22 protein-coding genes, 1 tRNA gene and 1 pseudogene are annotated in these 21,430 nt (G+C 63.8%); 14 read left to right on the forward strand and 10 right to left on the reverse strand.

Annotated elements, in window-relative coordinates:
• Positions 1 to 335: 335 nt before the first annotated feature.
• Entirely contained in the window at positions 336 to 2,069 is a 1,734-nt protein-coding gene (locus WFP36_RS16655) for a fatty acyl-AMP ligase (protein WP_336982184.1), read from the reverse strand.
• Positions 2,070 to 2,229: 160 nt separating this feature from the next.
• Here WFP36_RS16655 and WFP36_RS16660 point away from each other — a divergent pair, with 160 nt between their 5' ends.
• From WFP36_RS16660 to WFP36_RS16675, 4 genes and pseudogenes are all read left to right on the forward strand, one after another.
• Positions 2,230 to 2,802 (forward strand): regulatory protein RecX, encoded by a 573-nt coding sequence (locus WFP36_RS16660; protein WP_336982186.1) that lies wholly within the window; start codon positions 2,230 to 2,232, stop codon positions 2,800 to 2,802.
• The gene (locus WFP36_RS16665; protein WP_336982188.1) at positions 2,799 to 3,305 is read left to right on the forward strand and encodes a DUF192 domain-containing protein; all 507 of its coding nucleotides are present in this window, start codon (positions 2,799 to 2,801) and stop codon (positions 3,303 to 3,305) included. The genes WFP36_RS16660 and WFP36_RS16665 overlap by 4 nt, the downstream gene beginning before the upstream one ends.
• 80 nt (positions 3,306 to 3,385) lie before the next feature.
• A complete protein-coding gene (locus WFP36_RS16670) occupies positions 3,386 to 3,796 on the forward strand; it encodes an NADH:ubiquinone oxidoreductase subunit NDUFA12 (protein WP_336982189.1) in 411 nt (136 codons plus the stop codon).
• 49 nt (positions 3,797 to 3,845) lie between these two features.
• Positions 3,846 to 4,226: pseudogene (locus WFP36_RS16675) on the forward strand (DUF2155 domain-containing protein); the annotation flags it as partial.
• Between the two features lie 35 nt (positions 4,227 to 4,261).
• Here the strand turns inward: WFP36_RS16675 and aat are convergent.
• A complete protein-coding gene (gene aat / locus WFP36_RS16680; RefSeq protein WP_336982191.1) occupies positions 4,262 to 5,071 on the reverse strand; it encodes a leucyl/phenylalanyl-tRNA--protein transferase in 810 nt (269 codons plus the stop codon).
• Between the two features lie 114 nt (positions 5,072 to 5,185).
• Here aat and WFP36_RS16685 point away from each other — a divergent pair.
• The 7 genes from WFP36_RS16685 to WFP36_RS16715 all read left to right on the forward strand — a co-directional run bounded on the left by WFP36_RS16685 (position 5,186) and on the right by WFP36_RS16715 (position 9,273).
• Positions 5,186 to 5,261 (forward strand) — tRNA-Trp (locus WFP36_RS16685).
• An 89-nt stretch (positions 5,262 to 5,350) separates the two neighbouring features.
• Entirely contained in the window at positions 5,351 to 6,502 is a 1,152-nt protein-coding gene (locus WFP36_RS16690; protein WP_336982192.1) for a glycosyltransferase family 87 protein, read from the forward strand.
• 166 nt (positions 6,503 to 6,668) lie between these two features.
• A complete protein-coding gene (secE, locus tag WFP36_RS16695) occupies positions 6,669 to 6,863 on the forward strand; it encodes a preprotein translocase subunit SecE (protein WP_336982215.1) in 195 nt (64 codons plus the stop codon).
• 28 nt (positions 6,864 to 6,891) lie between these two features.
• Complete coding sequence (nusG, locus tag WFP36_RS16700; RefSeq protein WP_336982194.1) at positions 6,892 to 7,428, forward strand: transcription termination/antitermination protein NusG; 537 nt, start codon at positions 6,892 to 6,894, stop codon at positions 7,426 to 7,428.
• A gap of 217 nt (positions 7,429 to 7,645) precedes the next feature.
• Positions 7,646 to 8,077, forward strand: coding sequence for a 50S ribosomal protein L11 (gene rplK, locus WFP36_RS16705; RefSeq protein ID WP_054531699.1), 432 nt, complete (start codon positions 7,646 to 7,648; stop codon positions 8,075 to 8,077).
• Between the two features lie 4 nt (positions 8,078 to 8,081).
• Positions 8,082 to 8,780: a 50S ribosomal protein L1 gene (rplA, locus tag WFP36_RS16710; RefSeq protein WP_336982197.1), complete on the forward strand. Its 699-nt coding sequence runs from the start codon at positions 8,082 to 8,084 to the stop codon at positions 8,778 to 8,780.
• 94 nt (positions 8,781 to 8,874) lie between these two features.
• Positions 8,875 to 9,273, forward strand: a complete 399-nt coding sequence (locus WFP36_RS16715) for a DUF1801 domain-containing protein (protein WP_336982199.1) — start codon at positions 8,875 to 8,877, stop codon at positions 9,271 to 9,273.
• A 78-nt stretch (positions 9,274 to 9,351) separates the two neighbouring features.
• Here the strand turns inward: WFP36_RS16715 and WFP36_RS16720 are convergent, their stop codons facing one another.
• The 5 genes from WFP36_RS16720 to WFP36_RS16740 form a co-directional block, all read right to left on the reverse strand.
• The gene (locus tag WFP36_RS16720; protein WP_336982201.1) at positions 9,352 to 11,667 is read right to left on the reverse strand and encodes a TonB-dependent receptor; all 2,316 of its coding nucleotides are present in this window, start codon (positions 11,665 to 11,667) and stop codon (positions 9,352 to 9,354) included.
• 194 nt (positions 11,668 to 11,861) lie between these two features.
• Positions 11,862 to 12,440: a hypothetical protein gene (locus WFP36_RS16725; protein WP_336982202.1), complete on the reverse strand. Its 579-nt coding sequence runs from the start codon at positions 12,438 to 12,440 to the stop codon at positions 11,862 to 11,864.
• Positions 12,437 to 13,369, reverse strand: a complete 933-nt coding sequence (locus tag WFP36_RS16730; protein ID WP_336982204.1) for a hypothetical protein — start codon at positions 13,367 to 13,369, stop codon at positions 12,437 to 12,439. The genes WFP36_RS16725 and WFP36_RS16730 overlap by 4 nt, the downstream gene beginning before the upstream one ends.
• 38 nt (positions 13,370 to 13,407) lie before the next feature.
• Positions 13,408 to 14,169: a competence/damage-inducible protein A gene (locus WFP36_RS16735; protein ID WP_336982205.1), complete on the reverse strand. Its 762-nt coding sequence runs from the start codon at positions 14,167 to 14,169 to the stop codon at positions 13,408 to 13,410.
• 34 nt (positions 14,170 to 14,203) lie between these two features.
• Positions 14,204 to 15,682, reverse strand: coding sequence for a flavin-containing monooxygenase (locus WFP36_RS16740; RefSeq protein ID WP_336982207.1), 1,479 nt, complete (start codon positions 15,680 to 15,682; stop codon positions 14,204 to 14,206).
• A gap of 104 nt (positions 15,683 to 15,786) precedes the next feature.
• Between WFP36_RS16740 and WFP36_RS16745 the strand changes: the two genes are divergently transcribed.
• Positions 15,787 to 16,758: a magnesium and cobalt transport protein CorA gene (locus WFP36_RS16745; protein ID WP_336982209.1), complete on the forward strand. Its 972-nt coding sequence runs from the start codon at positions 15,787 to 15,789 to the stop codon at positions 16,756 to 16,758.
• Between the two features lie 49 nt (positions 16,759 to 16,807).
• Here the strand turns inward: WFP36_RS16745 and folD are convergent, their stop codons facing one another.
• Genes folD through WFP36_RS16760 form a run of 3 tightly spaced genes read right to left on the reverse strand, consistent with a single transcriptional unit; the run spans position 16,808 to position 18,989 of the window.
• Positions 16,808 to 17,746, reverse strand: coding sequence for a bifunctional methylenetetrahydrofolate dehydrogenase/methenyltetrahydrofolate cyclohydrolase FolD (gene folD, locus WFP36_RS16750; RefSeq protein WP_336982210.1), 939 nt, complete (start codon positions 17,744 to 17,746; stop codon positions 16,808 to 16,810).
• Positions 17,747 to 17,760: 14 nt separating this feature from the next.
• Positions 17,761 to 18,630: a methylenetetrahydrofolate reductase gene (locus WFP36_RS16755; RefSeq protein WP_336982212.1), complete on the reverse strand. Its 870-nt coding sequence runs from the start codon at positions 18,628 to 18,630 to the stop codon at positions 17,761 to 17,763.
• A complete protein-coding gene (locus WFP36_RS16760) occupies positions 18,555 to 18,989 on the reverse strand; it encodes a hypothetical protein (protein WP_336982218.1) in 435 nt (144 codons plus the stop codon). The genes WFP36_RS16755 and WFP36_RS16760 overlap by 76 nt, the downstream gene beginning before the upstream one ends.
• Between WFP36_RS16760 and WFP36_RS16765 the strand changes: the two genes are divergently transcribed.
• A complete protein-coding gene (locus WFP36_RS16765) occupies positions 18,936 to 19,511 on the forward strand; it encodes an alpha/beta fold hydrolase (protein ID WP_336982217.1) in 576 nt (191 codons plus the stop codon). The two genes, WFP36_RS16760 and WFP36_RS16765, sit on opposite strands and share 54 nt — an antisense overlap.
• 57 nt (positions 19,512 to 19,568) lie before the next feature.
• Complete coding sequence (desA, locus tag WFP36_RS16770) at positions 19,569 to 20,978, forward strand: syringate O-demethylase (RefSeq protein WP_336982214.1); 1,410 nt, start codon at positions 19,569 to 19,571, stop codon at positions 20,976 to 20,978.
• The last annotated feature ends 452 nt before the right edge of the window (positions 20,979 to 21,430 follow it).

Consider the following 21,430-nt stretch of genomic DNA (forward strand, 5'->3'; position numbering starts at 1 on the left):
GCCAATCCTGACGCCGTGCCGGCCGCGCGATTGGCTTTCCAACACTGGCGTAAAGGTCCGGGTTCGCCGCCGGATGGGGTTTTGCGCCTGCCCCACACACCACACCCGTTCATCCTGAGCTTGTCGAAGGACACGCGCTCAGTGTTGGGCTAGGCGCTTCCAAAGCAATAGTCGGGCAAGTGTTCCGCGTGTCCTTCGACAGGCTCAGGATGGGCGGAGGTTGGAGGGTTGGGCGGATAGCAAAAGTGGTGAGGTCTCGCCCAGAGGCGCGTACCCCGCTGCGCCCCCACACCAGCGGTCCCGGATCAAGTCCGGGACGACGCATGGAGCCGGGCTTACGCTGCGATCTTGTAAGGCTCGATCTCGCCCGAAAGGTAGAGCTTCTTCGCCTTGGCACGGCTGAGCTTGCCGCTGCTGGTGCGGGGCAGGGTGCGGGGTGGCACGAGTTCCACCACGCAGTTCATGCCGGTGACCGAGCGGACCTTGTCGCGGATCTGCTCGCGCAGTTCCACGCGCTTGTCCTCGTCCGAAACGCGGCAATGGACCAGCACGGCAGGCACTTCCTCGCCATTGTCCATCTCCACGGAGAAGGCGGCGATGTCGCCATGGTTGAAGCCCGGCAGCTGTTCCACGGCCCATTCGATATCCTGGGGCCAGTGGTTCTTGCCGTTGATGATGATCATGTCCTTCGCGCGGCCGACGATGAACAGATAGCCATCGGCCATGTAGCCCATGTCGCCCGTGTCGAGCCAGCCATCCACCAGGCAGGCGGCGGTCGCTTCGGGATCGCGGTAATAGGAATGCATCACGCTCTGGCCGCGGCACCACACCTTGCCGATGTGGTGATCGGGCAGCGCATTGTCGGCCTCGCCCCGGATTTCCAGTTCGATGCCCTTCACCGGCTTGCCGCAATTCACGATGGCGCGATAGCGGGCCGGGCGCGACAGGTCGCGCGGCGTGCCGGAAAGGCGTTCTTCCTCCACCAGCTCGACACGGATACCTTCGCCCGGAGGCATCAGAGTGACGGCCAGCGTCGCTTCGGCCAGGCCGTAGCTGGGCAGGAAGGCATTGGCGCGGAAGCCCGCTTCGGCAAAGACGTTGACGAAGTTCTGCATCACGTCGGGCCGGATCATGTCCGCCCCATTGCCCGCGATGCGCCAGCGCGACAGGTCGAACCGCTCGGACACATGGGTCTGGCTCGAAACGCGGCGGGCGCAGATGTCGTAGCCGAAAGTGGGCGAGAAGCTGACGGTGGTGTCCGGATTGCGGCTGATCAGGTCCAGCCAGGCGAGCGGACGGCGGGCGAAATCCTCGGTCTTGAGGAAATCGACCGAGAACTGGTTGCCGATGGGCGAGAGGAAGCAGCCCACCAGCCCCATGTCGTGATACCACGGCAGCCAGCTGACGCAGCGGTCCAGCGGGCCGATCTGCATGCCGTGGCCGTGGCCGGCAAGGTTGTGCAGCAGCGAACGGTGCGTCACCGCCACGCCATGCGGGAAGCGGGTGGAGCCGCTGGAATATTGCAGGAAGCAGATGCCTTCCGGATCGAGCTCGGGCAATTCCGCCTCGGGCGCGTCTTCCTGTTCGAAGCGTTCCCAGCAGATGCCTTCGCAGCCCTGCCGTTCGGCGGCGGCCAGGGCCATGCCTTCGATCTCTTCGGGATAGAAGAGGAACTTCGGCTCCGCGCTTTCCATCTGCACGGCGATCTGGTCGATATAATGGTCTTTCCCGCCGAAGCTGGTCGGCAGCGGCAGCGGCACGGGCCACACGCCGGCATAGACCGCGCCGCAGAACAGGGCGGCGAACTGCGGGCCGGTTTCGGCGATCAGCGCCATCCGGTCGCCCGGCTTGGCACCGCGTGCGATCAGGCGCTTGGCCATCTTCAGCGCGTCCTGGCGCAGCTCGCTGAAGGGATAGGGCCGGATCAGCGTCCCGCGCGGATCGTGGAAATTGAAGCCCTTCACGCCTTGCGCGGCATAATCCAGCGCCTCCGCAAAGGTTGCGAAGTCGGCGCGGCGGCGCGGCAGATCGCACTTATTCGGCGTCGGCTCGAGTACGGCGTCGGTCATGGTCTAGCGAAACCCGTTATTGATCCCAAATCGCGCCCCATTTCGCAGGGGCGCTTGAACGCAAGCTGAAACACACACCTCTCCCCCAAGTGCGGTTTCGGGTGGTTTACACCTCGCGCATGCTGTCCAATCCACGGCGAGTGTGGCACGAATATGGCCGATGCAACCCGACGCCCGCCACAATCCCCGGCAAAAAAGGCTGCCACGCCCGCTCGACCGGGCCCGGATGGAGGAAATGGCGCTGGCCTATGTCGCGCGTTTCGCCACCAGCGCGGCGAAGCTGGAGGCCTATCTGAAGCGCAAATTGCGCGAACGCGGCTGGGATGGGGAAGGGCAGCCCGATGTCGCTGCGCTGGTCGGCCGCTATGTCGAACTCGGCTATATCGATGACGAGACCTATGCTCGCGCCAAGGCCGGCGGGCTGCTGCGGCGCGGCTATGGCCCCCGGCGGGTAAGCCAGGCGCTGGGCGCGGCGGGCATTGCGGAGGACATCCGCGAGAGCGTGCAGGCGAGCGAGGCGGAAGAGCGGCGCGCCGCGCTGGCGCTGGCCCGCAAGCGCCGCTTCGGTCCCTTCGGAGCGGGCGTGGCCGACCGTGCCATGCGCGAGAAACAGATCGCCGCCATGCTGCGGGCCGGGCACGCTCTCGACAGCGCGCGCGAATTGGTGGATGCCCCCAGCGCCGAGGCGGCCGAGCAATGGGCCGCCGCCGGCGAGGAAGAGGAAGGGTCGTGACGATTTCGAGGCTTATCGTATCAGGGGTACTGGCAGGTGCGGCGCTGGTGGCGCTTGCCGCCTGTTCGCCGCAGGACCGGACCTCCGCCGCCAGCGCCGCGCCGCAGGCCCAGCCTTCGCGCCACCCGGAATCGGGGCTGGAAGTTATCCCGCTCACTGTCACGCAGAACGGGAAGGTCCACCGCTTCACGGTGGAAGTGGCGAAAAGCGAGGAAGAGCAGGCCAAGGGCCTGATGTTCCGCAAGCAGATGGGCGCGGATGAAGGCATGATCTTTCCCCGCCGCCCGCCCGACGTGCCCAGCTTCTGGATGCGCAACACAGTGATCCCGCTGGATATCATCTTCATCGGCACGGACGGGAAGATCCTGAACATCGCCGCCAATGCCGTGCCCTATTCGCTCGAATCGCTGCCCTCGGCGGGCGTGGCCTCGGCGGTGCTGGAACTGAATGGCGGCCGCGCGGCGCAGCTGGGGATCGGCCCCGGCGCCAAGGTGGAGTGGTAAGGCCCGGCTCGGCCGATTTGCGAGGCGGTGGCGCAGTGTTTGGCTTGCACCCGCCCCGGCTTTGCGGCTAACGCGCGCCCATGGGAATCCTCGGCAAGATCTTCACCTGGTGGGACGGCGCCACCATCGGCACCTCGATGTTCAGCTCGATGAATGGCGAGCATGTGGGCACCGATGCGCAGGGCAACCGCTATTACCGCTCGGCCAAGAAGAAGACCGTCGAAGGGCGGGAACGGCGCTGGGTCATCTATAATGGCGCCAACGATGCCAGCCGCGTGCCTGCCGAATGGCATGGCTGGCTGCATGGATCTTTCGACAGCGTTCCCGAAAGCAATCTGCCCCCGGCACGAATCTGGGAAGCGGATTATACTCCCAACGCCACCGGCACTTCGGCGGCCTATCGCCCGGCCGGCGCGCTGGAGCGTGGCGGCGTGCGTGCCCGTGCCACTGGCGATTACGAAGCCTGGTCGCCGGATGGCGACAATCGCTGACGTCGCCGGACGCCTGAGCATGCGCCGGGCGACGGCCCTTTCGGCAGTGATGCTCCTTGGGCTGCTGGCGGCCTGCAAGGGCGAGCCTACGGTTCCCGAGGGTCAGGAAACCGAAGTCCCCAAGGAATTCGCTTCCGCCGATGCTCCGGTCGATGTCGCGGATGAAGGGCTGGGCACTCCGCGCGAGGAACGCGTGGCGACCCTGGGCCTGCTCAACAAGCGCAACAACATCACTCAGGACATTCAGCTCAAGCCCGGCGAATCGCGCCGCGTGGGCGATGTGATCGTGCGGCTCGCCACTTGCGAGCGGACGCCGCCCTGGGAAAATCCGCCCGAGACCGGCGCCTTCGTTCAGGTGCTGATCGCGCAGCGCAGCTCGCCGGGGGCGAACCCCAAATGGATGCGTGCCTTCTCCGGCTGGCTGTTCAAGAATTCGCCTTCGCTCAACGTGGTCGAGCACCCCGTCTATGACGTGTGGGTCAAGGATTGCGCGATGAGCTTCCCGGGCGAAGAGGCGCCGCTCCCTTCGGAAGAACGCGCCGCATCGCCCGCGCCTTCGGCCAGCGCCTCGCCCACGGCCAGCCCGTCGCCTTCCGCCAGCCCTTCGGCCTCGGCCAGCAGCGCGGAATAGGCACTCGGCAGGTCGGCCGGCAAATCCGCCTCTGGGCCAGGGCGGCAGGCCTCGGCCAGCAATTCCAGATAGCGCGCCTGCGTGATCTCCACCGCGCCCAGCGAGGCGAGGTGTTCGGTCAGGAACTGGCAGTCGAGCAGTTCCGCACCTGCCCGCCGCAGCAGCGCCACCAGCCAGGCCAGCGCCACTTTGGAAGAATCGCGCGTGCGGCTGAACATGCTCTCGCCGCAGAACGCCCGGTCGAAGCCGACGCCGTAAAGCCCGCCCACCAACTCGCGTCCGCCTGAACCGTCAGGCAGCCAGCATTCGATCGAATGGGCATGCCCGGCCATGTGCAGCGTGCGATAGCTGGCGGCGATTCGTTCGCTGATCCAGCTTTCCTGTCGGCCTGCGCGCGGGGCGGCGCAGGCGGCCAGCACTTCGTCGAAGGCTTCGTTGCAGGTCACGATGAAGCGATCCTGGCGGATCACCTTGGCCAGCGAGCGCGAGCAGTGGAAATTGTCCAGCGGCAGGATCGCGCGCAGCCGGGGCTCGACCCAGAAAACTTCCGGATCGTCGCGGCTGTCGGCCATCGGGAAGATCCCGCTGCGATAGGCCAGCAGCAGCGTATCGGCCGGAATGATCTTGGGCGCGGGTGCGTGCATGGGTCAAGTCTACCAGCCCGCGCGGCTTAGCGGAAATACGAAGTGTCGCTATATGTCCGGTGATGACGGGGTTGCTATCGCCGGGGCTTGGCGATAGAGGCCGCATCCGCCTGGAGGAGTGTAGCTCAGTTGGTAGAGCATCGGTCTCCAAAACCGAGGGCCGCGGGTTCGAATCCTGCCACTCCTGCCAGGCCATTTCCCCTCTGACATTGCCGAATCGCGCTGGCCTTTCGCCGGAAGGTCGGGATATGCCCTCTGTCGGGCGATTGGGGGGACTGCATGATCGATATTCGCGAAGCCCGCTGGCTCACGCCGGAGCGCGTGCGCGGCTATGCCGTGCTGCTGTGCCTTGCCTCGCTCGGCCTGCTGGTCGACGCCTGGCTGAAAGCGACCGGCGCTACGGGCAGCGATTTTCTCGCCTTCTGGGGCGCCGGGCAGGTCACCGCGCAGGGGCATCCGGCGCTGGCCTACGATCTGGATGTGCAGGAACGGGTGCAACTCGCCACCGGTTCGCAGGGCTGGTTCGCCTTCGTCAATCCGCCGCCCTTCCTGTTTATCGCCGCGCCTTTCGGACTGCTGCCTTTTCCCGCCGCCTGGATCGCCTGGGTGGCTGTCACTTATGCGCTGTGGGCCTGGGCGGCGATCCGCGCCTTTCCGCGTTACTGGCTGCCGATCCTCGCCTTTCCCGGCGCACTGATCGCCGCGGGCCATGCGCAGAACGGGTTGCTGACCGGCGCCTTGCTGGTGGCGGGGGTTGCCCTGCTGGACCGCAGGCCGCTGCTGGCCGGCGCTCTGCTCGGCGCGCTGATCATCAAGCCGCATCTGGCGCTGCTCATTCCCTTCTGGCTCGCTGCCGGCGGGCGGTGGAAGGCCTTCGTGGCGGCGGGGTGCAGTGCCCTGGGCCTGCTCGCCCTGTCATGGGCGGCATTCGGCACGGCCACGATGCAGGCCTATATGACCAGCTGGGAAGTCAGCGGCGTCATCATGCAGGTCGCCGATGCCGATTTCTATCTGCGCCTTTCCACCTTTTACGGCCAGCTGTGCCTGTTCATGCCCAGCTCCGCCGCGCTGGGGGTGCAGATCGCGCTGGCGGGCGCGATGCTGGTGCTGACCGTCATTTCGTGGCGCAGATTCGGGCAGGACACAATGGCCACCGGCGCGCTGATGCTGGCCTGCACGGCCATCGCCTCGCCCTATCTGTTCAATTACGACCTGCCTTTCCTGATCCTGCCGGTACTGTGGCTGGTGCGGCAGGGGCAGGCGCAAGGCTGGCGTTCCTGGGAAAAGCCGGCCCTCGTCGCGCTGTATTTCGCGCCCTACGCTACTCGCGCGGCGGCGCTGCCGCTGGGCCTCAACCTGATGCCGCTGGCGGCCGCGCTGCTGGTGTGGCTGATCTGGACGCGGGCCGCGCGGCCTGTGCGTGCTTCGTGACGGCTGGCATCTCTTGCCATCCCGGCACACCATCGCTACATGCGGCCGGGCTTTCCGACATCGGAGAATCCTTGCCCCTCCCGGTCCTTGCCGGGGCGGCGACGATCCTTTGCCGGAATGCATGACGAGTTTGTTTGCCGATCGCGAAAACGGAAGCGAGAGAACCATGGCCAAGATCAATCCCGGCGAATTCATGCGCCAGGTGCAGGCGGAAGCCCGCAAGGTAGTGTGGCCCACGCGTCAGGAAACCGTGACCACGGCCATTTTCGTGGCGATCATGATGGTGATCCTGTCGGTGTTCTTCCTGGGTGTCGACACGCTGTTTTCCGCGATCGTCCAGTGGCTGCTGTCGCTGGCCTGAGGCTGACGCAAGAGACGGAACCGTAACAATGTCCCGCTGGTACATCATCCACGCCTATTCTGGCTTCGAGAACAAGGTCCGCGATTCGATCATCTCGGAAGCGGAACGCATGGGCCTCTCCGACGGCGTCGAGCAGGTCGAAGTGCCGTCCGAGACGATCACGGAAGTGAAGCGCGGCAAGAAGGTCCAGGTCGAGCGCAAGACGATGCCCGGCTACGTCCTTGCCAAGCTGAACCTCAATGACGACGTCTACCACCTGATCAAGAACACCCCGAAGGTGACCGGCTTCCTTGGCCCCAACGGCAAGCCGCAGCCGATTTCGGAACGCGAGGCTGCCCGCTATTTCGGCGCGCGCGAAGAAGCTGCCGCGATGCCGAAGCGCGAAGTCCACGTCGATTACGAAATCGGCGATCAGGTCAAGGTGCTGGAAGGCCCGTTCAGCAGCTTCACCGGCGTGGTGGAAGAGCTGGATTTCGACAAGAACAAGGTCAAGGTTTCGGTCTCGATCTTCGGCCGCGCGACTCCGGTCGAGCTGGATTTCGAGCACGTCGAACTTTCCAAGTAAGACGGCTGGATATGCGCGTTTCCGCCCCCGCATGTGCGGGGCGGGATCGCGGTTGTAATTCGGCGCTTCCTGCTGTAGGGGCGCCGCTTCCCGCGTTTGCGCGCGGGATTCCGTGCGGGAGGGGCCTTGGCAGAGGCTCCGCAACAACCGCTTAACATGAGCCCCGGCCGGACCGGTTTGCCGCAAGGCGGGGCGACAGTGCGAAAGGAGGCCTCTCATGGCCAAGAAGATTGAGGGCTATATCAAGCTCCAGGTGCCTGCCGGCTCCGCAACTCCCTCTCCGCCGATCGGCCCTGCTCTGGGTCAGCGCGGCGTGAACATCATGGAATTCTGCAAGGCGTTCAACGCCGCCACGCAGGAAATGGAAAAGGCCATGCCGATTCCGACCGTGATCACCGTCTATGCGGACCGTTCGTTCACCTTCGTCACCAAGACGCCGCCCGCCACCTTCCTGATCAAGAAGGCCGCCAACCTCAAGTCGGGCTCGAAGGAGCCGGGCAAGGTTTCGGCCGGAACGATCAAGCGCTCGCAGCTCGCCGAGATCGCACAGGCCAAGATGGCCGATCTCAACGCGAACGATATCGAGCAGGCGACCAAGATCATCGAAGGCTCCGCGCGTTCGATGGGTCTCGAAGTGGTGGAGGGCTGAGAACATGGCCAAGCAGAGCAAGAAGCAGAAGGCGCTGGTCGCCAAGCTCGACGCCGACAAGCTGTACAGCGTTGACGAAGCACTCGCGACCCTGCGCGAGAACGCCAGCAAGAAGTTCGACGAAACCGTCGAAATCGCGATGAACCTGGGCGTCGACCCGCGTCACGCCGACCAGATGGTCCGCGGCATGGTCTCGCTCCCGGCCGGTACCGGCAAGGACATGCGCGTCGCCGTTTTCGCCAAGGACGCCAAGGCCGCCGAAGCTCTTGAAGCCGGTGCGGACAAGGTTGGCGCCGAAGACCTGATGGAAGACATGCAGGCCGGCAACCTCGACTATGACCGCGTGATCGCCACTCCCGACATGATGGGTGTGGTCGGCCGTCTCGGTAAGGTGCTGGGCCCCAAGGGCCTGATGCCGAACCCGAAGCTGGGCACGGTTACCATGGACGTTGCCAATGCGGTGAAGACCGCCAAGGCCGGCCAGGTCGAATTCCGCGTCGAAAAGCAGGGCATCATCCATTCGGGCATCGGCAAGCTCTCCTTCTCGGACGAGCAGCTGAAGTCGAACTTCGACGCTTTCGTCGATGCGATCGTCAAGGCCAAGCCGTCGGGCTCGAAGGGCAAGTATGTTCGCAAGATCTCGGTGACCTCGACCATGGGTCCGGGCCTCAAGATCGACACCACGGAAATTGCCGGCGCGTAATTCGCGCGACAAAGCGAAATCACCAAGGGGCCGGGGGAGCAATCCTCCGGCCCTTTTGCTTTGCCTGCATTCTGCCGGACGCTAGGCTGCGAGCATGACCGAGAAGAGCCCATCCGAACTGATCGACGAACGGATCGCGGCGCTGGGTGACTGGCGCGGAGAGGTGCTTGCCTACCTGCGCGGCCTAATCCTTCAGGCACTGCCTGAGGTGGTGGAGCAGGTGAAGTGGCGCAAGCCCACCAACCCGCTCGGCGTGCCAGTGTGGGAGGATGCAGGCATCCTCTGCACGGGAGAGGTCTACAAGGACAAGGTGAAGCTGACCTTCGCCCGTGGGGCGGCGCTGGACGATCCGGCTGCCCTGTTCAATGCCAGCTTGGACGGCAATGCACGCCGCGCGATCGATCTTTATGAGGGCGACGAAGTGAATGCCGAGACCTTCAAGGCGCTGGTGCGTGCGGCAGCGCAGCTCAATCGCGGCAAGGCGAAAGGCTGAACCCCGCACCTTCCTCAAACGAAACGGGGCAGCACTCGCGTGCCGCCCCGTCTCATTTCCATCGCGAGAGGATTGCGATCAGAAGTTGCGCTTCACGCTCACCATGAATTCGCGCGGACGGCCCGGCAGGCCATAGGCATTGCCCGACTGGCTGACGCGGTCATACTTGTTCGCGTAATAGAACTTGTCGGTCAGGTTGGTGGCCGCAAGTGCGACTTCCCAGTCCTTGTCCTCGGACCTGAAGGTGATGCGGGCATTCAGCAGGCCACGCGCTTCCACCCGGCCGAGCAGGAAGCCCTCGATGCTGTTGGGGATGTTGCTTTCCATCTCCGACTGCCAGGTCCAGTCCATGCGCGGCGTGAGCGAGCCGATGCCTTCCAGCGGAATCTCGTACTGGGCGCCGATGGCATATTTCCATTCGGGCACGAAGGGCGCCTTGGTCACGCCCGGAACGATGCTGGAGCCAGCAATGCCGCTGACGAAATCGAACTTGGTGTAGCTGACCGAACCGTCGATCGAGAAGCCTTCCACCGGCTGCGCGTCGAATTCCACTTCGAAGCCGTCGATCTTGGCATCGCCGACATTGCGGGTGGCCGAGCAGAAGGGGAAGCCTTCGGGGCTGATATCGGGGCAGGAACTGACCAGGCCCTGATAGTCGTTATAGTCGGTGTGGTAATAGGCCATGTTGAGCCGCAGCCTGCGGTCGAACAGCATGGTCTTCAGGCCGGCTTCATAGGAAGTCGCCTTTTCCTGTTCGAAAGCGACAGCCTGCATTTCCAGATAGGGGCGCGGGTTGATGCCGCCGCCCTTGAAGCCGGTGGCGACCTGGCCATAGAAGCGCACGTCAGGCACGATCTCGTAGTCCAGCGCCACGCGCCAGTCGACATTGTCGCCCGAGAAGGACTTCTCGACCCCATCGAGCGAGGCCACGCGGGGATCGGTCGGCACGCCCGGCAACGGGCTGGTGCGGCTGAAGGTGTAGGTCTTGTTCTCGTCGGTGTAGCGCAGCCCTGCCGTCAGGTTCAGCTGTTCGGTGAGGTGCGCCACGCCGTGGATGAAGGCCGACTTGGAGGTCTGCTTGAACGGATCGTCCGAGACGAAGTCCAGCCCCGCCGCGCCCACGTTCACCCGGCCGCCGATGCTGCTGTCGCCTTTGTAGTAATAGCCGCCCAGCGTGACGTCGAACATGTCGCTCAGGCTTGCCGACAGGCGCAGTTCCTGAGTGAACTGGTCATGGTCGAAGATCGTGGTGTTGTTGGAGACGTTCTCGGGCGAGTTGTCGCCATCCCACGAGCTTTTGCCGTCCGCGTGGCGGAAGGCAGTGATCGAGGTCAGGGTGACAGTGTCGCTCAGGCCGATCTCGAGATTGTTCGAGAAGCCCCACGAGTTGACATAGCTGATCGCAGGATTGGTGTACTGGTCGGCCAGGCCCGGATAGCCGGTGTAAGTGGCGTAGTTGGTGTATTCTTCCGGCCCGGTGACATAGTCATTGCCGTTGATCGGCGGCAGGAAGATCGCCTTGCCCGGCGAGGCTTCGGAACGGTCGCGCGTGACGTCGGCGATGAAGTTGTTCTCGATCCGGTCGTTCACGATCCAGCGCAATGCGCCGCGTGCGGCGAGCACGTTCTGGCCGCCTTCGGTGCCGATCACGCAATCCTCTGCGGCGGAAGCAAGCGAGCCGCCAGGGGCCGGATTGCCGGTGACGCATTCGTAATCGAGGCGCTTGAGGTAGCCGTCCGTATATTTGCCCACCCCGGTGAGGCGCAGATAGAGCTTGTCAGGCACCAGCGTGGCATTGCCTGCGGCCTTGATGCCGAGGCGGCCGAAGGAGCCCACCGTGGCTTCCACATAGGCGTCGGGATCGTCGTTCGGCTTGCGGCTGAACAGCTTGATCGAACCGCCGATGGAGTTCTTGCCCGAAAGCGTGCCCTGCGGGCCGCGCAGGATTTCCACGCGTTCAAGGTCGACCAGATCGAAGGCGCTGGCGAAGGAAATGCCGTAATAGACGTCATCGATATAGATGCCGACGCCCGGTTCGTTCGGGAACTGGAAGTCGCTCTGGCCGATGCCGCGGATGTTCGCGGCAGCAGTCTGCGCACCGCCGCCCTGGCCGCCTGCGGTGAAGCTGACGCTGGGCGCGCGCTGGGCGACGTCCTGCACGTTGGTCTGACTGCGGGCTTCCATCAGCTCCGCGTCGACCGCCGTGATCGCCAGCGGGGTTTCCTGGATATTCTGGCTCTGGAACTGGGCGGTCACGATGATTTCGTGAATGCCGCCTTCCTGGCTGCTGCCCTCTTCCTGGGCAAAGGCGGTCCCTCCGGCGAAGAGCGACACGGCAATGGCGAGATTTGCGGCGCCGGCGCGGAATGCACGCGGCGAAAGGCCGATAGGCATCATCTGGACTCCCTGTATGTTGTACCGCTAATGTAACGGGCGTTAATTTAACGCTAGTTACAATGGAGGGTTCCCACCTTGTCAACACTTGGCAAGGCACAGGGAGGCAAATTGCCCGCGTTCAGGTGCAAGCGGGCAACAGCTATCTGGAAGTGAAGAGAGTTTTCCGGCGCGCTTGCCGATGCGCTAATCGGTCAGCGCAGATTTTCCGCCGTGTAGCATTCGATCACTGTGCTCACCGGCCGCCCGTCCGGCAGGCGCAAAACGGCGCGGTGATGCAGCACTGTATCCTTCGGGCAGCCTTCGATCGTCCCGCGCGTTTCGAACAGTCGTTCGCGGGTGAATCCTAGCGGCCTAGCCGCTTTGCCGAAGGGAATGTCGGTAGTTTCGAGCTGGCGGTTTATCTCGGGAGTGAGCCTGGCGGGTACGTACCAGTTATGGGCTTCGGACAGGACCTTGCCGCCGCAGCTCAGCTTTACGTGACGGTAGCCAACCGGCTCCTGCTCCGAAACTTCCAGCATGAGCCGGTTGCGCTTTGTGGGCGGCAGGGAGGGCCCTCCTGCCGGGGTGGCGACGATCTTGGCAGGCCGCGCAATTCCCCTCGCGTCGCACCACCCTTCCAGCGCCGCCGTGGCGCTGTCCTGCGCGGCAAGGGCTGCCTCGAATTGAGTCAGGACTTGCTCATCGGGTGCCCTGCCCGTCTGCGCCGTGGCGCAGCCGAGCAAGGCCAGGGCGGCCAGCAAAAGCGTTGCAGTGGCCGCGAAATGCTTCACGCGATGTAGCCTTCCTCCTGCGGCCAGTTGGGGCGCATGCCGTAGGGGCAGCCAGTCATGACGGCCTCGATCCGGGTGAACAGACCCTTCTCGATCCGGAAAGCCTCGCCGATTTCCCAGCTGAAGGGGCGGGTGAGGCCGGTGGTCACCTTGCGCCCGCTCGCCAGTTCATACTCGCGCACCGTGCCCGAGTGATCGAAGAACGCGAAGGTAAAGACCACGCCCAGTTCCTCGTCCACTATGGGGAAGCGCCGGTCCCGGATGCGGTCGACGAAGCGGAAGAAGCCCGTTTCCAGCTGGGCCTTCGCGCTCATCGCGCGGAAATCGGGCTGATAGGGCGTGTCCTTGTCGGCAGGCTCTGCCTCCAGCGCCAGACCGGGCACTTCCGTAGTACGAAAGCCGTTCTCGATGCGGATACAGCCATCGGCGAAGGGATATTCGCCCTTGCCGTCATTCTTTTCGATTCCGCTGAAATACATGTTGGCCACGCGGCACAGCTCGGCGCGGGAAAGGCGTTCGCTCTCCGGGATCGGGGCGAACCATTCCGCTGCGGGTCCGCCGGAGAGGTCCAGCTGATTGGGGCCGTCCGCGAAAGGTGCCTGCCCGGTCATCACGTCCGGTCGCGCGGCAATGGCCTCGACCTCCTGGATGCCGTCTGCTGCCAGCCGTACGCGCAAGACGAGGATCGAGCGCACCGCGCCTTCGGAAATGGTAGTAATCGTCGCGGCCTGGCCGCTGGTTGTGTCGAGAAAATCGTGGCGATAGCTGCCCAGCGTATCGAGCGTGCCCCACAGCCCGTCGCCGGGAGCCAGTTCCTGCCCGTTTTCCGTATAGCGAATGTTCGCCGCCAGACCGGCCTGGGCCGGATCGTGTGCCTTCATGGCATCGAGCACGCGGGTAATCGCGCTCGCCAGTTCTTCGCGAGTCATGGTGCTGTATTCTCTCCCAAATCCGCCGAGTTTACGACCTAGATGCCGCCCGGCGTGAAATCCTTGCCCAGCTCGCCCAGCCCTTCGCACAGAGTATCGACCGCGCTGCGCAGGATTTCGGGATCGGTGGAACGGATCACGAAATTGGCGCCGGTTTTGCCTTCCCGGAAGAAGGGATAGCTGCCGATCTGGCTGCCTTCATGCGCCGCTTCGACCTCGCGCAGCAGAGTGGCGACTTCGCTTTCCGCCACCCAGCAGCCGATGGTTTCGGTGAGTAGCGGGGCGCCGCCTTCCAGCGTGCCGGTCAACCCGTCGAGCATCTGGGCGCAGATGGTGGGCACGCCCGCCATCACGAAGATGTTCTCCACATGGATGCCCGGCGCGCCGGACATGCGATTGGGGATCAGGTCGGACCCGGCGGGCACGCGCGCCATGCGCAGCCGCCCTTCATTGAGGCCGCCGCGGGTGGCGTAATAGTCTTCCAGAATCCTGCGTGCCTCGGGGTGGACGATCACTTCCACGCCCAGCGCGGCGGCAATGGCGTCCACTGTGATATCGTCATGCGTAGGGCCGATACCGCCGGTGGTGAACAGGTAATCGTGCTTCACCCGCAGCGCATTCACGGCCTCGACAATGGCCTCCAGCACGTCGGGCACCACGCGCACTTCGGCAAGGCGAATGCCCTGCACCTGCAGCCAGCTGGCCACCTGTGCGATGTTCTTGTCCTGCGTGCGGCCAGACAGGATCTCGTCGCCGATCACGACCAGCGCGGCTGTCCAGATTCGTTCATCCTTGCCCATGGCATGGGTGGTTAGGACAATTCGAACCGGCCCGCTACTCCGCAGCTTGCGCTATTGCATTCCCTGATTTTTCAAAGGCCAGCACGCCATCGTCCACCGGGCGCTCGCGAAAGTCCTTTGCGTCGGCGAGGTAGTCCATATTGAGCCGCCAGGGCAGTTCGGCCGCGCTCCTGGGCATCATGTGCCGGGCGCGCTGGATATAGCCGGAGGAGTAATTGAACACGTCATCCTCCACCAGCACGCTCTCATCCGGCAGGGCGGGATAGACGGTGTCGGCGCCCAGCGCTTCCATGCGGTTGAGCACGTCGCAGACATAGCTCGCCGTATTGTCGGCCCGCAACGTCCAGGATGCGTTGAGATAGCCGAATACCACCGCGAAGTTCGCCATGTTGGAGAACATGCAGCCGCGATAGAACCAGCGCTGCGCCCAGTCGATTGCCTGCCCGTCCACGCTCACCGCGATCTTGCCGCCCATGGTCAGCGCAAGGCCGGTGGCAGTAACGATGATGTCCGCATCGAGGTGGCGGCCGCTTTCCAATTGTATGCCGGTGGCGTCGAACCGCTCGATCCGATCCGTGACGAGCGAGGCTTTGCCCGACTTCACTGCCTCGAACAGGTCGCCATCCGGCACCAGGCACAGGCGCTGTTCCCACGGGTTGTATGGCGGCACGAAGTCCTTTGCGTTCCAGGCCGGGCCAAGCGCCTTCTGTGCGTTCCGCGTCAGGAAGCCAGCCACTTTTTCGGGCCTGGCGCGGGCGCGCTTGAAGATGAAATTATGCATCCGGATATTCTTGAACCGGGTGATCCGGTAGGCGAGTTTTCCGGGCAGAACCTTGCGCAGGAAATTGGCGAGTGCATCCTTCTGCGGGCGGGCGCCCATCCAGGTGGGCGTGCGCTGGAGCATCGTCACATGGGCGGCGTCTTTTGCCATGGCAGGCAGGATTGTCACAGCCGTGGCGCCCGATCCGACGATCACCACTTTCTTGCCCTTATAGTCCAGCCCCTCCGGCCAGAATTGCGGGTGGACGATGGTGCCTGTGAAATCCTCCCTGCCGGCGAAGCCCGCATCGTAGGGATTGTCGTAATCGTAGTAGCCGGAGCCGAGATAGAGGAAGGAGGCTGTGCGATGGTTGCGCTGGCCCGCGGCATCTTCCAGTTCGACATGCCAGAGCGCCTCGTCCGAGTGGAAATCCGCGCTGATGACCTTCAGCCCGAATTCCATGTTCGGACGGATGGCGTATTTGTCGACCACCTGATTGAGATATTCGAGGATGTTCGGCCCGTCGGCGATGGATTGTTCGTGAATCCAGGGTTCGAAACGGAAGCCGAAGCTGTGCATGTCGCTGTCGGAGCGGATGCCGGGATAGCGGAACAGGTCCCAGGTGCCGCCCAGATTTTCCCGCCGGTCCACAATCGCGTAAGAGCGATGCGGACACTGCATTTTCATATGCGCAGCCATCGAAATGCCGGAAATACCGGCGCCGACGATCAGGACATCTACGTCGCCTGCCATCGATCTCTCTCCCTTTGCTTACATTTGTGTAAGCCGATTCCATTCTTTCGCCAATGGGGCGGGCGCGATTGCCAGCCACCCATAGCTCTGCCAGATGGTGCGGCATGACGATTGTCGCGGCAAGGCGCTACCTGGCAGGCAGGGTGATCGAGCCCATGCTCGATCTCGAGCATTGCGACCTGCCGGGCGCCGAAGGCGAGTTCGACTGGATCGGCGTGGCCGACCCCAGCGAGGACGAACTGGCGCTGCTCCAGCACCGCTATGGTCTGCACCCGCTGGCGATCGAGGATGCGTTGACGCGCGGGGCGCCGGCGAAGGCCGAAGCCTTCGGCAACATGCTGTTCGTGATGGCCTGCACTGCCGCGCTGGAATCACAGGAAGGCATCGCCTACGGCCAGACCGCGATCTTCCTCGACCGGCATTTCATCATCACCGTCCGCCAGGGCAGTGCGCGGGCCCACACGGCGCTGCGCCAGCAACTCGAGGCGCTGCCTGAGCGTTTGGCCGAGGGCCCCGATGTGGTGCTGCACGGATTGCTCGACTATCTGGTCGACGGATACGGTCCGCTGCTCGACCGGCTGGATCAGGCTGTCGAGGAAATGGAGGAGGGGGCCGTTGCCGGCTTCCCCGATCAGGCCCGCATCCGCCGCATCTTCCGCCTGCGCCGCCGGCTTCGCCGTTTCGAGAGCAATGTGCGGCATATGGAGGAAGTGGCGGGCAAGCTCGCCTCTGCCAGCCTGCCTGCCATCGACAAGAAGGCGCGGCCCTATTTCAGCGACATCCACGACCATGTGCGCCACAGCCTTGGTCGGGCACGCGCGCTGAACGAGACATTGGGCAGCATCGTGGAAGTGGCCAGCCTGCTCGAACAGAACCGACAGGGCGCGATCACCCGCCAGCTTGCCGCCTGGGCGGCGATCCTGGGCGTGCCGACCGCCATGGCGGGGGTCTATGGCATGAACTTCGATTTCATGCCCGAATTGCGGTGGCATTACGGCTATTTCGCGATCACCGGGCTGATGCTGACGATCTGTGTCGGCCTTTACTGGCGCTTCCGGCGGATCGGCTGGCTCTGACGAAAAAGGGGCCCGGATGGGCCCCTTGAACGCGTTGCTGTGAACCGGCTCAGTCTTCCGACTGGCTGAAGATCATCGAACGGTCTGGCAGGTCGTCCCAGTCGATCTGGAAGCCGTCGCTGCTCTTGCCCGAAAGCTGTTCCTTGGCGGCCTGCACGGTATTGGCCAGCAGGCACGAAATGGTCATCGGGCCGACGCCGCCGGGCACGGGAGTGACCGCACGAGCATGCTGCACTTCCTCGAAGGCGACGTCGCCGACCAGCTTGGTCTTGCCGTCCTCGCCCTTGATGCGGGTGATGCCCACGTCGATGATTACAGCGCCTTCCTTCACCCAGTCGCCCTTCACCAGGCGGGGGGCGCCGGCTGCGGCAATGATGATGTCGGCCTTGCGGCACAGGCCCGGCAGGTCCTTCGTCTCGATATGAGTGACCGTGACGGTCGCCTCACGCTCCAGCAGCAGCATGGCGATGGGCTTGCCGACGATGTTGGACTTGCCGATCACCACCACGTCGAGGCCGGTCAGATCGTCGAACACGGTGTCGAGCAGCTTGGTCACGCCCAGCGGAGTGCAGGGGATGATGCCGCCGGTCCCGGTCGACAGGCGGCCGACATTTACCGGGTGGAAGCCGTCGACGTCCTTGGAAGGAGCAATCGCGCGCAGCACGACGCCGGTGTCGATATGCTTGGGCAGCGGCACCTGCACCAGAATGCCATGGACCGAAGGATCGGCATTGAGCCGGGCGATCAAGGTCAGCAGGCTGTCCTGCGTCGTTTCTTCCGGAAGCCGGTGTTCGACGGAGAGAATGCCAGTGCTCTCGCAGCCCTTGATCTTGCGGCCGACATATACCTCGCTCGCCGGGTCGTTACCCACCAGCACCACGGCGAGACCGGGGCGGGGCAGGCCCGCCTCGACCATCGCGCGCACTTCTGCGGCGGTTTCCTCGTCAAGCTTACGCGCTACTGCGCGTCCGTCGATAATGTCGGCCATTCCCAGATCTTGCCTTAATGTTTGGCGGCGTAGCCGTTGATCCAATCGGCAGACGCGGTCAGCGCGCCGAAGGGGTAGAAGTGCAGGCGAACGCGGCCGGCTTCTTCGGTCAGGCCCTTGTCGAGCGAGTTGACCAGCTTGTCCGGACCGGCGCTGCCGATGAGGTTGGTGAGCGAAACGCCGTACTTCTTCATCACCGATGCCGAAGCGCCCACGCCGCAGCGCTTGGCAAAGCCGAGCAGGCGCTTGATGCCGGCGGGGCCGGGGATGCCGAGGCGCACCGGCACGTCGATGCCGCGGCCGCGCATTTCCTTCACCCAGTCGACAATCGCGTCATCGTCGAAGGCGAACTGCGTCACGACCAGCGGGGTCATGCCGCGGCTGCGAATCGCTTCGATCTTCTTTTCCATCCACACCCACAGGTCGGGCTTGGAAACGTTGGGGTGGCCTTCGGGGTGGCCGCCGATGCCGACGATCTCGATGCCGTACTTTTCAAGCAGGCCGGTCTCGATGATCTGCAGCGAGTCGGAATAGGGGCCTTCCGGCTCCGGCGGGTCGCCAGCGATGATGAAGACGCGCTTCACGGCAGCCTGGCTGGTGATGTCCGAGAGATACTGCTCAAGCTCGGCTTCCGAGGTGAAGCGGCGAGCGGAGAGGTGGACGATCGGTTCGAAGCCGAGGTCGCGCACCAGTTTGGCGCATTCGACGCGCTGGCTCATTTCCTCGCCCGGAAGGAAGGTCACGGCGATCTGCGTGCCGGGGCGAATCTTCGCGGCGGCTTCCTTGAGGCCTTCGATCTCCTTCGCCGTCATTTCGAGCGAATAACCGTCGACCATATTGGCGCGCGGCTTTTCCCAGTCGGGATGGATGGCGGCGTAGGACATGAGTGTGCTCCCAAATGTTCCAGGCGGCTGCTGGTGGCGGATTCGCCTTGTTGGTTGGAATTTGCGGCCCCTTTTTCACGCAAGGGCCGCCATTGCAAGAATGTCTCTAGCAAAGGGCCGTTTATTCGTATAGGTGAAATGTTCACGTTGACGAAGAAAGTTGCGAGCGCGACTTCTGGGGAGACCGGATGCTGATCCTGCTGCCAGGCCTGATTTGCGATGCGAGCATTTATGCCGCGCAAACGGCCGCTTTTGCTGATGCGAAGGCCATTGATGGCTATGGAACGGCGGATTCCCTTGAAGAGATGGCGCGCATCGCGCTTAGCCAGTGTCCTGAGCGGTTTGACCTGTTCGGCCATTCCATGGGTGGACGCGTGGCGCTGGAAGTGTTCAGACTGGCGCCCGAACGCGTTCGGCGACTCGCTCTGGTGAGCACGGGTGTGCATCCCGTTCAGCCCGGCGAGCGCGAGAAGCGCGAGGCGCTGATCGCGATCGGGCGGGAAAAGGGCGCAGAGGCCCTCGTCGATGCCTGGCTCCCTCCGATGGTCGCGCCCGAACGTCTGGAGGAAGAGGATCTGATGGCTCCCATGCGCGACATGTGCGTCCGCGCCGGCACGCAAGTGTTCGAAGCGCAGATCGCTGCGCTGCTGGGGCGTCCGGAGGTCGAGACCCTCCTTCCCACGATTGCCTGCCCCACGCTGGTGATGACCGGCGAAAAGGACAGCTGGAGCGGCCCCGCGCAGCACGAGAAGATCGCGGCGGCCATTCCCACCTCGGAACTCGTCATCGTTCCGGGCTCCGGCCATATGATCATGGCCGAAGCGCCCGAAGCGGTGAACGCAGCGATCGCCGACTGGCTTGCCCGGCCGGCAAACGATTAACCCATCCGTTCAACCTGTAGCTTCAACAGAGCCCTTTTTTCCTAGGAGAGGCATGAAATGAGTGAGCAAACCCTTCAGCAGAAGCTGGACTCGGTCGGCAACGTCGTCGACTTCCTGCGCAACCAGCAGGTCGGCCCGAACGTCTATCCGGGCGTGCCGGCAGAATATTCCAACTGGCGCAACGAACAGCGCGCCTGGTCGGAAAGCGCCGTTCTGTTCAACCAGTCCTACCACATGGTCGAACTCTATGTGACCGGCCCCGACGCTTTCGCGATGCTCAACTACCTGGGCATCAACAGCTTCAAGAACTTCACCGTCAACAAGGCCAAGCAGTGGGTTCCCGTGACCCCCGACGGCTATGTGATCGGCGACGTGATCCTGTTCTACCTGGATGAAGAAACCTTCAGCCTGGTCGGCCGCGCTCCGGCAATCGAATGGGCCGAATACCACGCCTCGACCGGCAAGTGGAACGTGAAGGTGGAACGCGACGAGCGTACCGCCCTGCGCACCGACGGCAAGCGCAAGAACTATCGCTTCCAGCTTCAGGGCCCGAACGCCATGAAGGTGCTGGAAAAGGCGATGGGCACCACCCCGCCGGACATCAAGTTCTTCAACATGGCTCACATCGACATCGCCGGTAAGGACGTGATCGCGCTCCGCCACGGCATGGCCGGCCAGCCGGGCTATGAACTGTTCGGCCCCTGGGACGATTACGCCACCGTGCATGGCGCGCTGGTGGAAGCCGGCAAGGAATTCGGCCTGACCCTGGTCGGTGGCCGTGCCTATTCGTCGAACACCCTGGAATCGGGCTGGCTGCCTTCGCCGCTGCCCGCGACCTTCACGGGTGACGACGAAATCTCGAAGGGCTTCCGTGAGTGGGCTTCGGCCAACTCCTATGCCGGCAAGTGCTCGATCGGCGGTTCCTACGTGCCGGAAAGCATCGAAGGCTATTACCTGACCCCCTGGGATATCGGTTACGGCATCATCGTGAAGTTCGACCATGACTTCATCGGCCGCGAAGCCCTCGAGAAGATGGCTGACCAGAAGCACAAGCAGAAGGTCACGCTGGCTCTCGATCCGGAAGACGTGAACCGCGTCATGAGCTCGATGTTCGCCAAGGGCGACCGCGCAAAGTACTTCGAATTCCCGAGCGCCGTGTATGCGATGCATCCGTTCGACGAAGTGAAGTGCGACGGCAAGGTGATCGGCGTTTCGACCTGGATCGGCTATTCGTCGAACGAAGGCGCGATGCTGTCGATCGGCATGATCGATCCGGACTTCGCCGAATTCGGCAAGGAAGTGACGCTGGTTTGGGGCGAACCCAACGGCGGTACCACCAAGCCGACCGTCGAGCCGCACGTGCAGACCGAAATCAAGGCGATCGTCTCGCCGGTGCCCTATTCGGCCGTGGCGCGTAACGCCTATGCCGACAGCTGGCGCCAGACCGGCAAGGGCGCCAACGCCTGAGCTGGCTGACAGAACCTGTCAAAACGAAGGGGCGGTCGCGCAAGCGGCCGCCCTTTTCATATCTGGCGACCTCCCATTTCCGGACTCCGCACCGTGATTACGAAAGTTAAAATGCACTCGGAACGATAAAGCTTATTGATTTCGTCAACTGCTTTCTGGCAAGCCGGGTGGGAAGCGGTGGATCACGCGCCGCACCAGACAGCTGGGAGAGTATGGATGGCGAAAGGCGCTTCACCACGCCTCGGAAGATTTATCGGCGCGCTTGTGCCGGCGGCGGCCTTATTTGCTGGCCTTTCAGGACCCGCAGCTGCGCAGACGGACCGCAGTTCGCCGATTCCTGAGGAACGGTTTCAGCAGATGATCCCGAAGCACCCGGGCTATCTGGGTGCTCTGGCGCCTGAGAACCTGAAGAAGCCTCGTCCTGCGCCTCCGTTCGATCTGACGGGGACCTG

Source organism: Fulverythrobacter fulvus, assembly GCF_037154085.1.
GTDB lineage: Bacteria > Pseudomonadota > Alphaproteobacteria > Sphingomonadales > Sphingomonadaceae > Andeanibacterium > Andeanibacterium fulvum.

Excerpts from the sequence above, each read along its gene's own strand:
- WFP36_RS16765 (WP_336982217.1), top strand. The coding sequence starts at position 18,936 with ATGGCGCGCATCGCGCTTAGCCAGTGTCCTGAGCGGTTTGACCTGTTC.
- rplK (WP_054531699.1), top strand. The coding sequence starts at position 7,646 with ATGGCCAAGAAGATTGAGGGCTATATCAAGCTCCAGGTGCCTGCCGGC.
- WFP36_RS16730 (WP_336982204.1), bottom strand. The coding sequence starts at position 13,369 with ATGACTCGCGAAGAACTGGCGAGCGCGATTACCCGCGTGCTCGATGCC.
- secE (WP_336982215.1), top strand. The coding sequence starts at position 6,669 with ATGGCCAAGATCAATCCCGGCGAATTCATGCGCCAGGTGCAGGCGGAA.
- WFP36_RS16760 (WP_336982218.1), bottom strand. The coding sequence starts at position 18,989 with ATGGCCGAACAGGTCAAACCGCTCAGGACACTGGCTAAGCGCGATGCG.
- WFP36_RS16690 (WP_336982192.1), top strand. The coding sequence starts at position 5,351 with ATGATCGATATTCGCGAAGCCCGCTGGCTCACGCCGGAGCGCGTGCGC.
- rplA (WP_336982197.1), top strand. The coding sequence starts at position 8,082 with ATGGCCAAGCAGAGCAAGAAGCAGAAGGCGCTGGTCGCCAAGCTCGAC.
- WFP36_RS16745 (WP_336982209.1), top strand. The coding sequence starts at position 15,787 with ATGACGATTGTCGCGGCAAGGCGCTACCTGGCAGGCAGGGTGATCGAG.
- WFP36_RS16670 (WP_336982189.1), top strand. The coding sequence starts at position 3,386 with ATGGGAATCCTCGGCAAGATCTTCACCTGGTGGGACGGCGCCACCATC.
- nusG (WP_336982194.1), top strand. The coding sequence starts at position 6,892 with ATGTCCCGCTGGTACATCATCCACGCCTATTCTGGCTTCGAGAACAAG.
- WFP36_RS16735 (WP_336982205.1), bottom strand. The coding sequence starts at position 14,169 with ATGGGCAAGGATGAACGAATCTGGACAGCCGCGCTGGTCGTGATCGGC.
- desA (WP_336982214.1), top strand. The coding sequence starts at position 19,569 with ATGAGTGAGCAAACCCTTCAGCAGAAGCTGGACTCGGTCGGCAACGTC.
- WFP36_RS16740 (WP_336982207.1), bottom strand. The coding sequence starts at position 15,682 with ATGGCAGGCGACGTAGATGTCCTGATCGTCGGCGCCGGTATTTCCGGC.
- WFP36_RS16655 (WP_336982184.1), bottom strand. The coding sequence starts at position 2,069 with ATGACCGACGCCGTACTCGAGCCGACGCCGAATAAGTGCGATCTGCCG.
- WFP36_RS16755 (WP_336982212.1), bottom strand. The coding sequence starts at position 18,630 with ATGTCCTACGCCGCCATCCATCCCGACTGGGAAAAGCCGCGCGCCAAT.
- folD (WP_336982210.1), bottom strand. The coding sequence starts at position 17,746 with ATGGCCGACATTATCGACGGACGCGCAGTAGCGCGTAAGCTTGACGAG.
- WFP36_RS16660 (WP_336982186.1), top strand. The coding sequence starts at position 2,230 with ATGCAACCCGACGCCCGCCACAATCCCCGGCAAAAAAGGCTGCCACGC.
- aat (WP_336982191.1), bottom strand. The coding sequence starts at position 5,071 with ATGCACGCACCCGCGCCCAAGATCATTCCGGCCGATACGCTGCTGCTG.
- WFP36_RS16720 (WP_336982201.1), bottom strand. The coding sequence starts at position 11,667 with ATGCCTATCGGCCTTTCGCCGCGTGCATTCCGCGCCGGCGCCGCAAAT.
- WFP36_RS16715 (WP_336982199.1), top strand. The coding sequence starts at position 8,875 with ATGACCGAGAAGAGCCCATCCGAACTGATCGACGAACGGATCGCGGCG.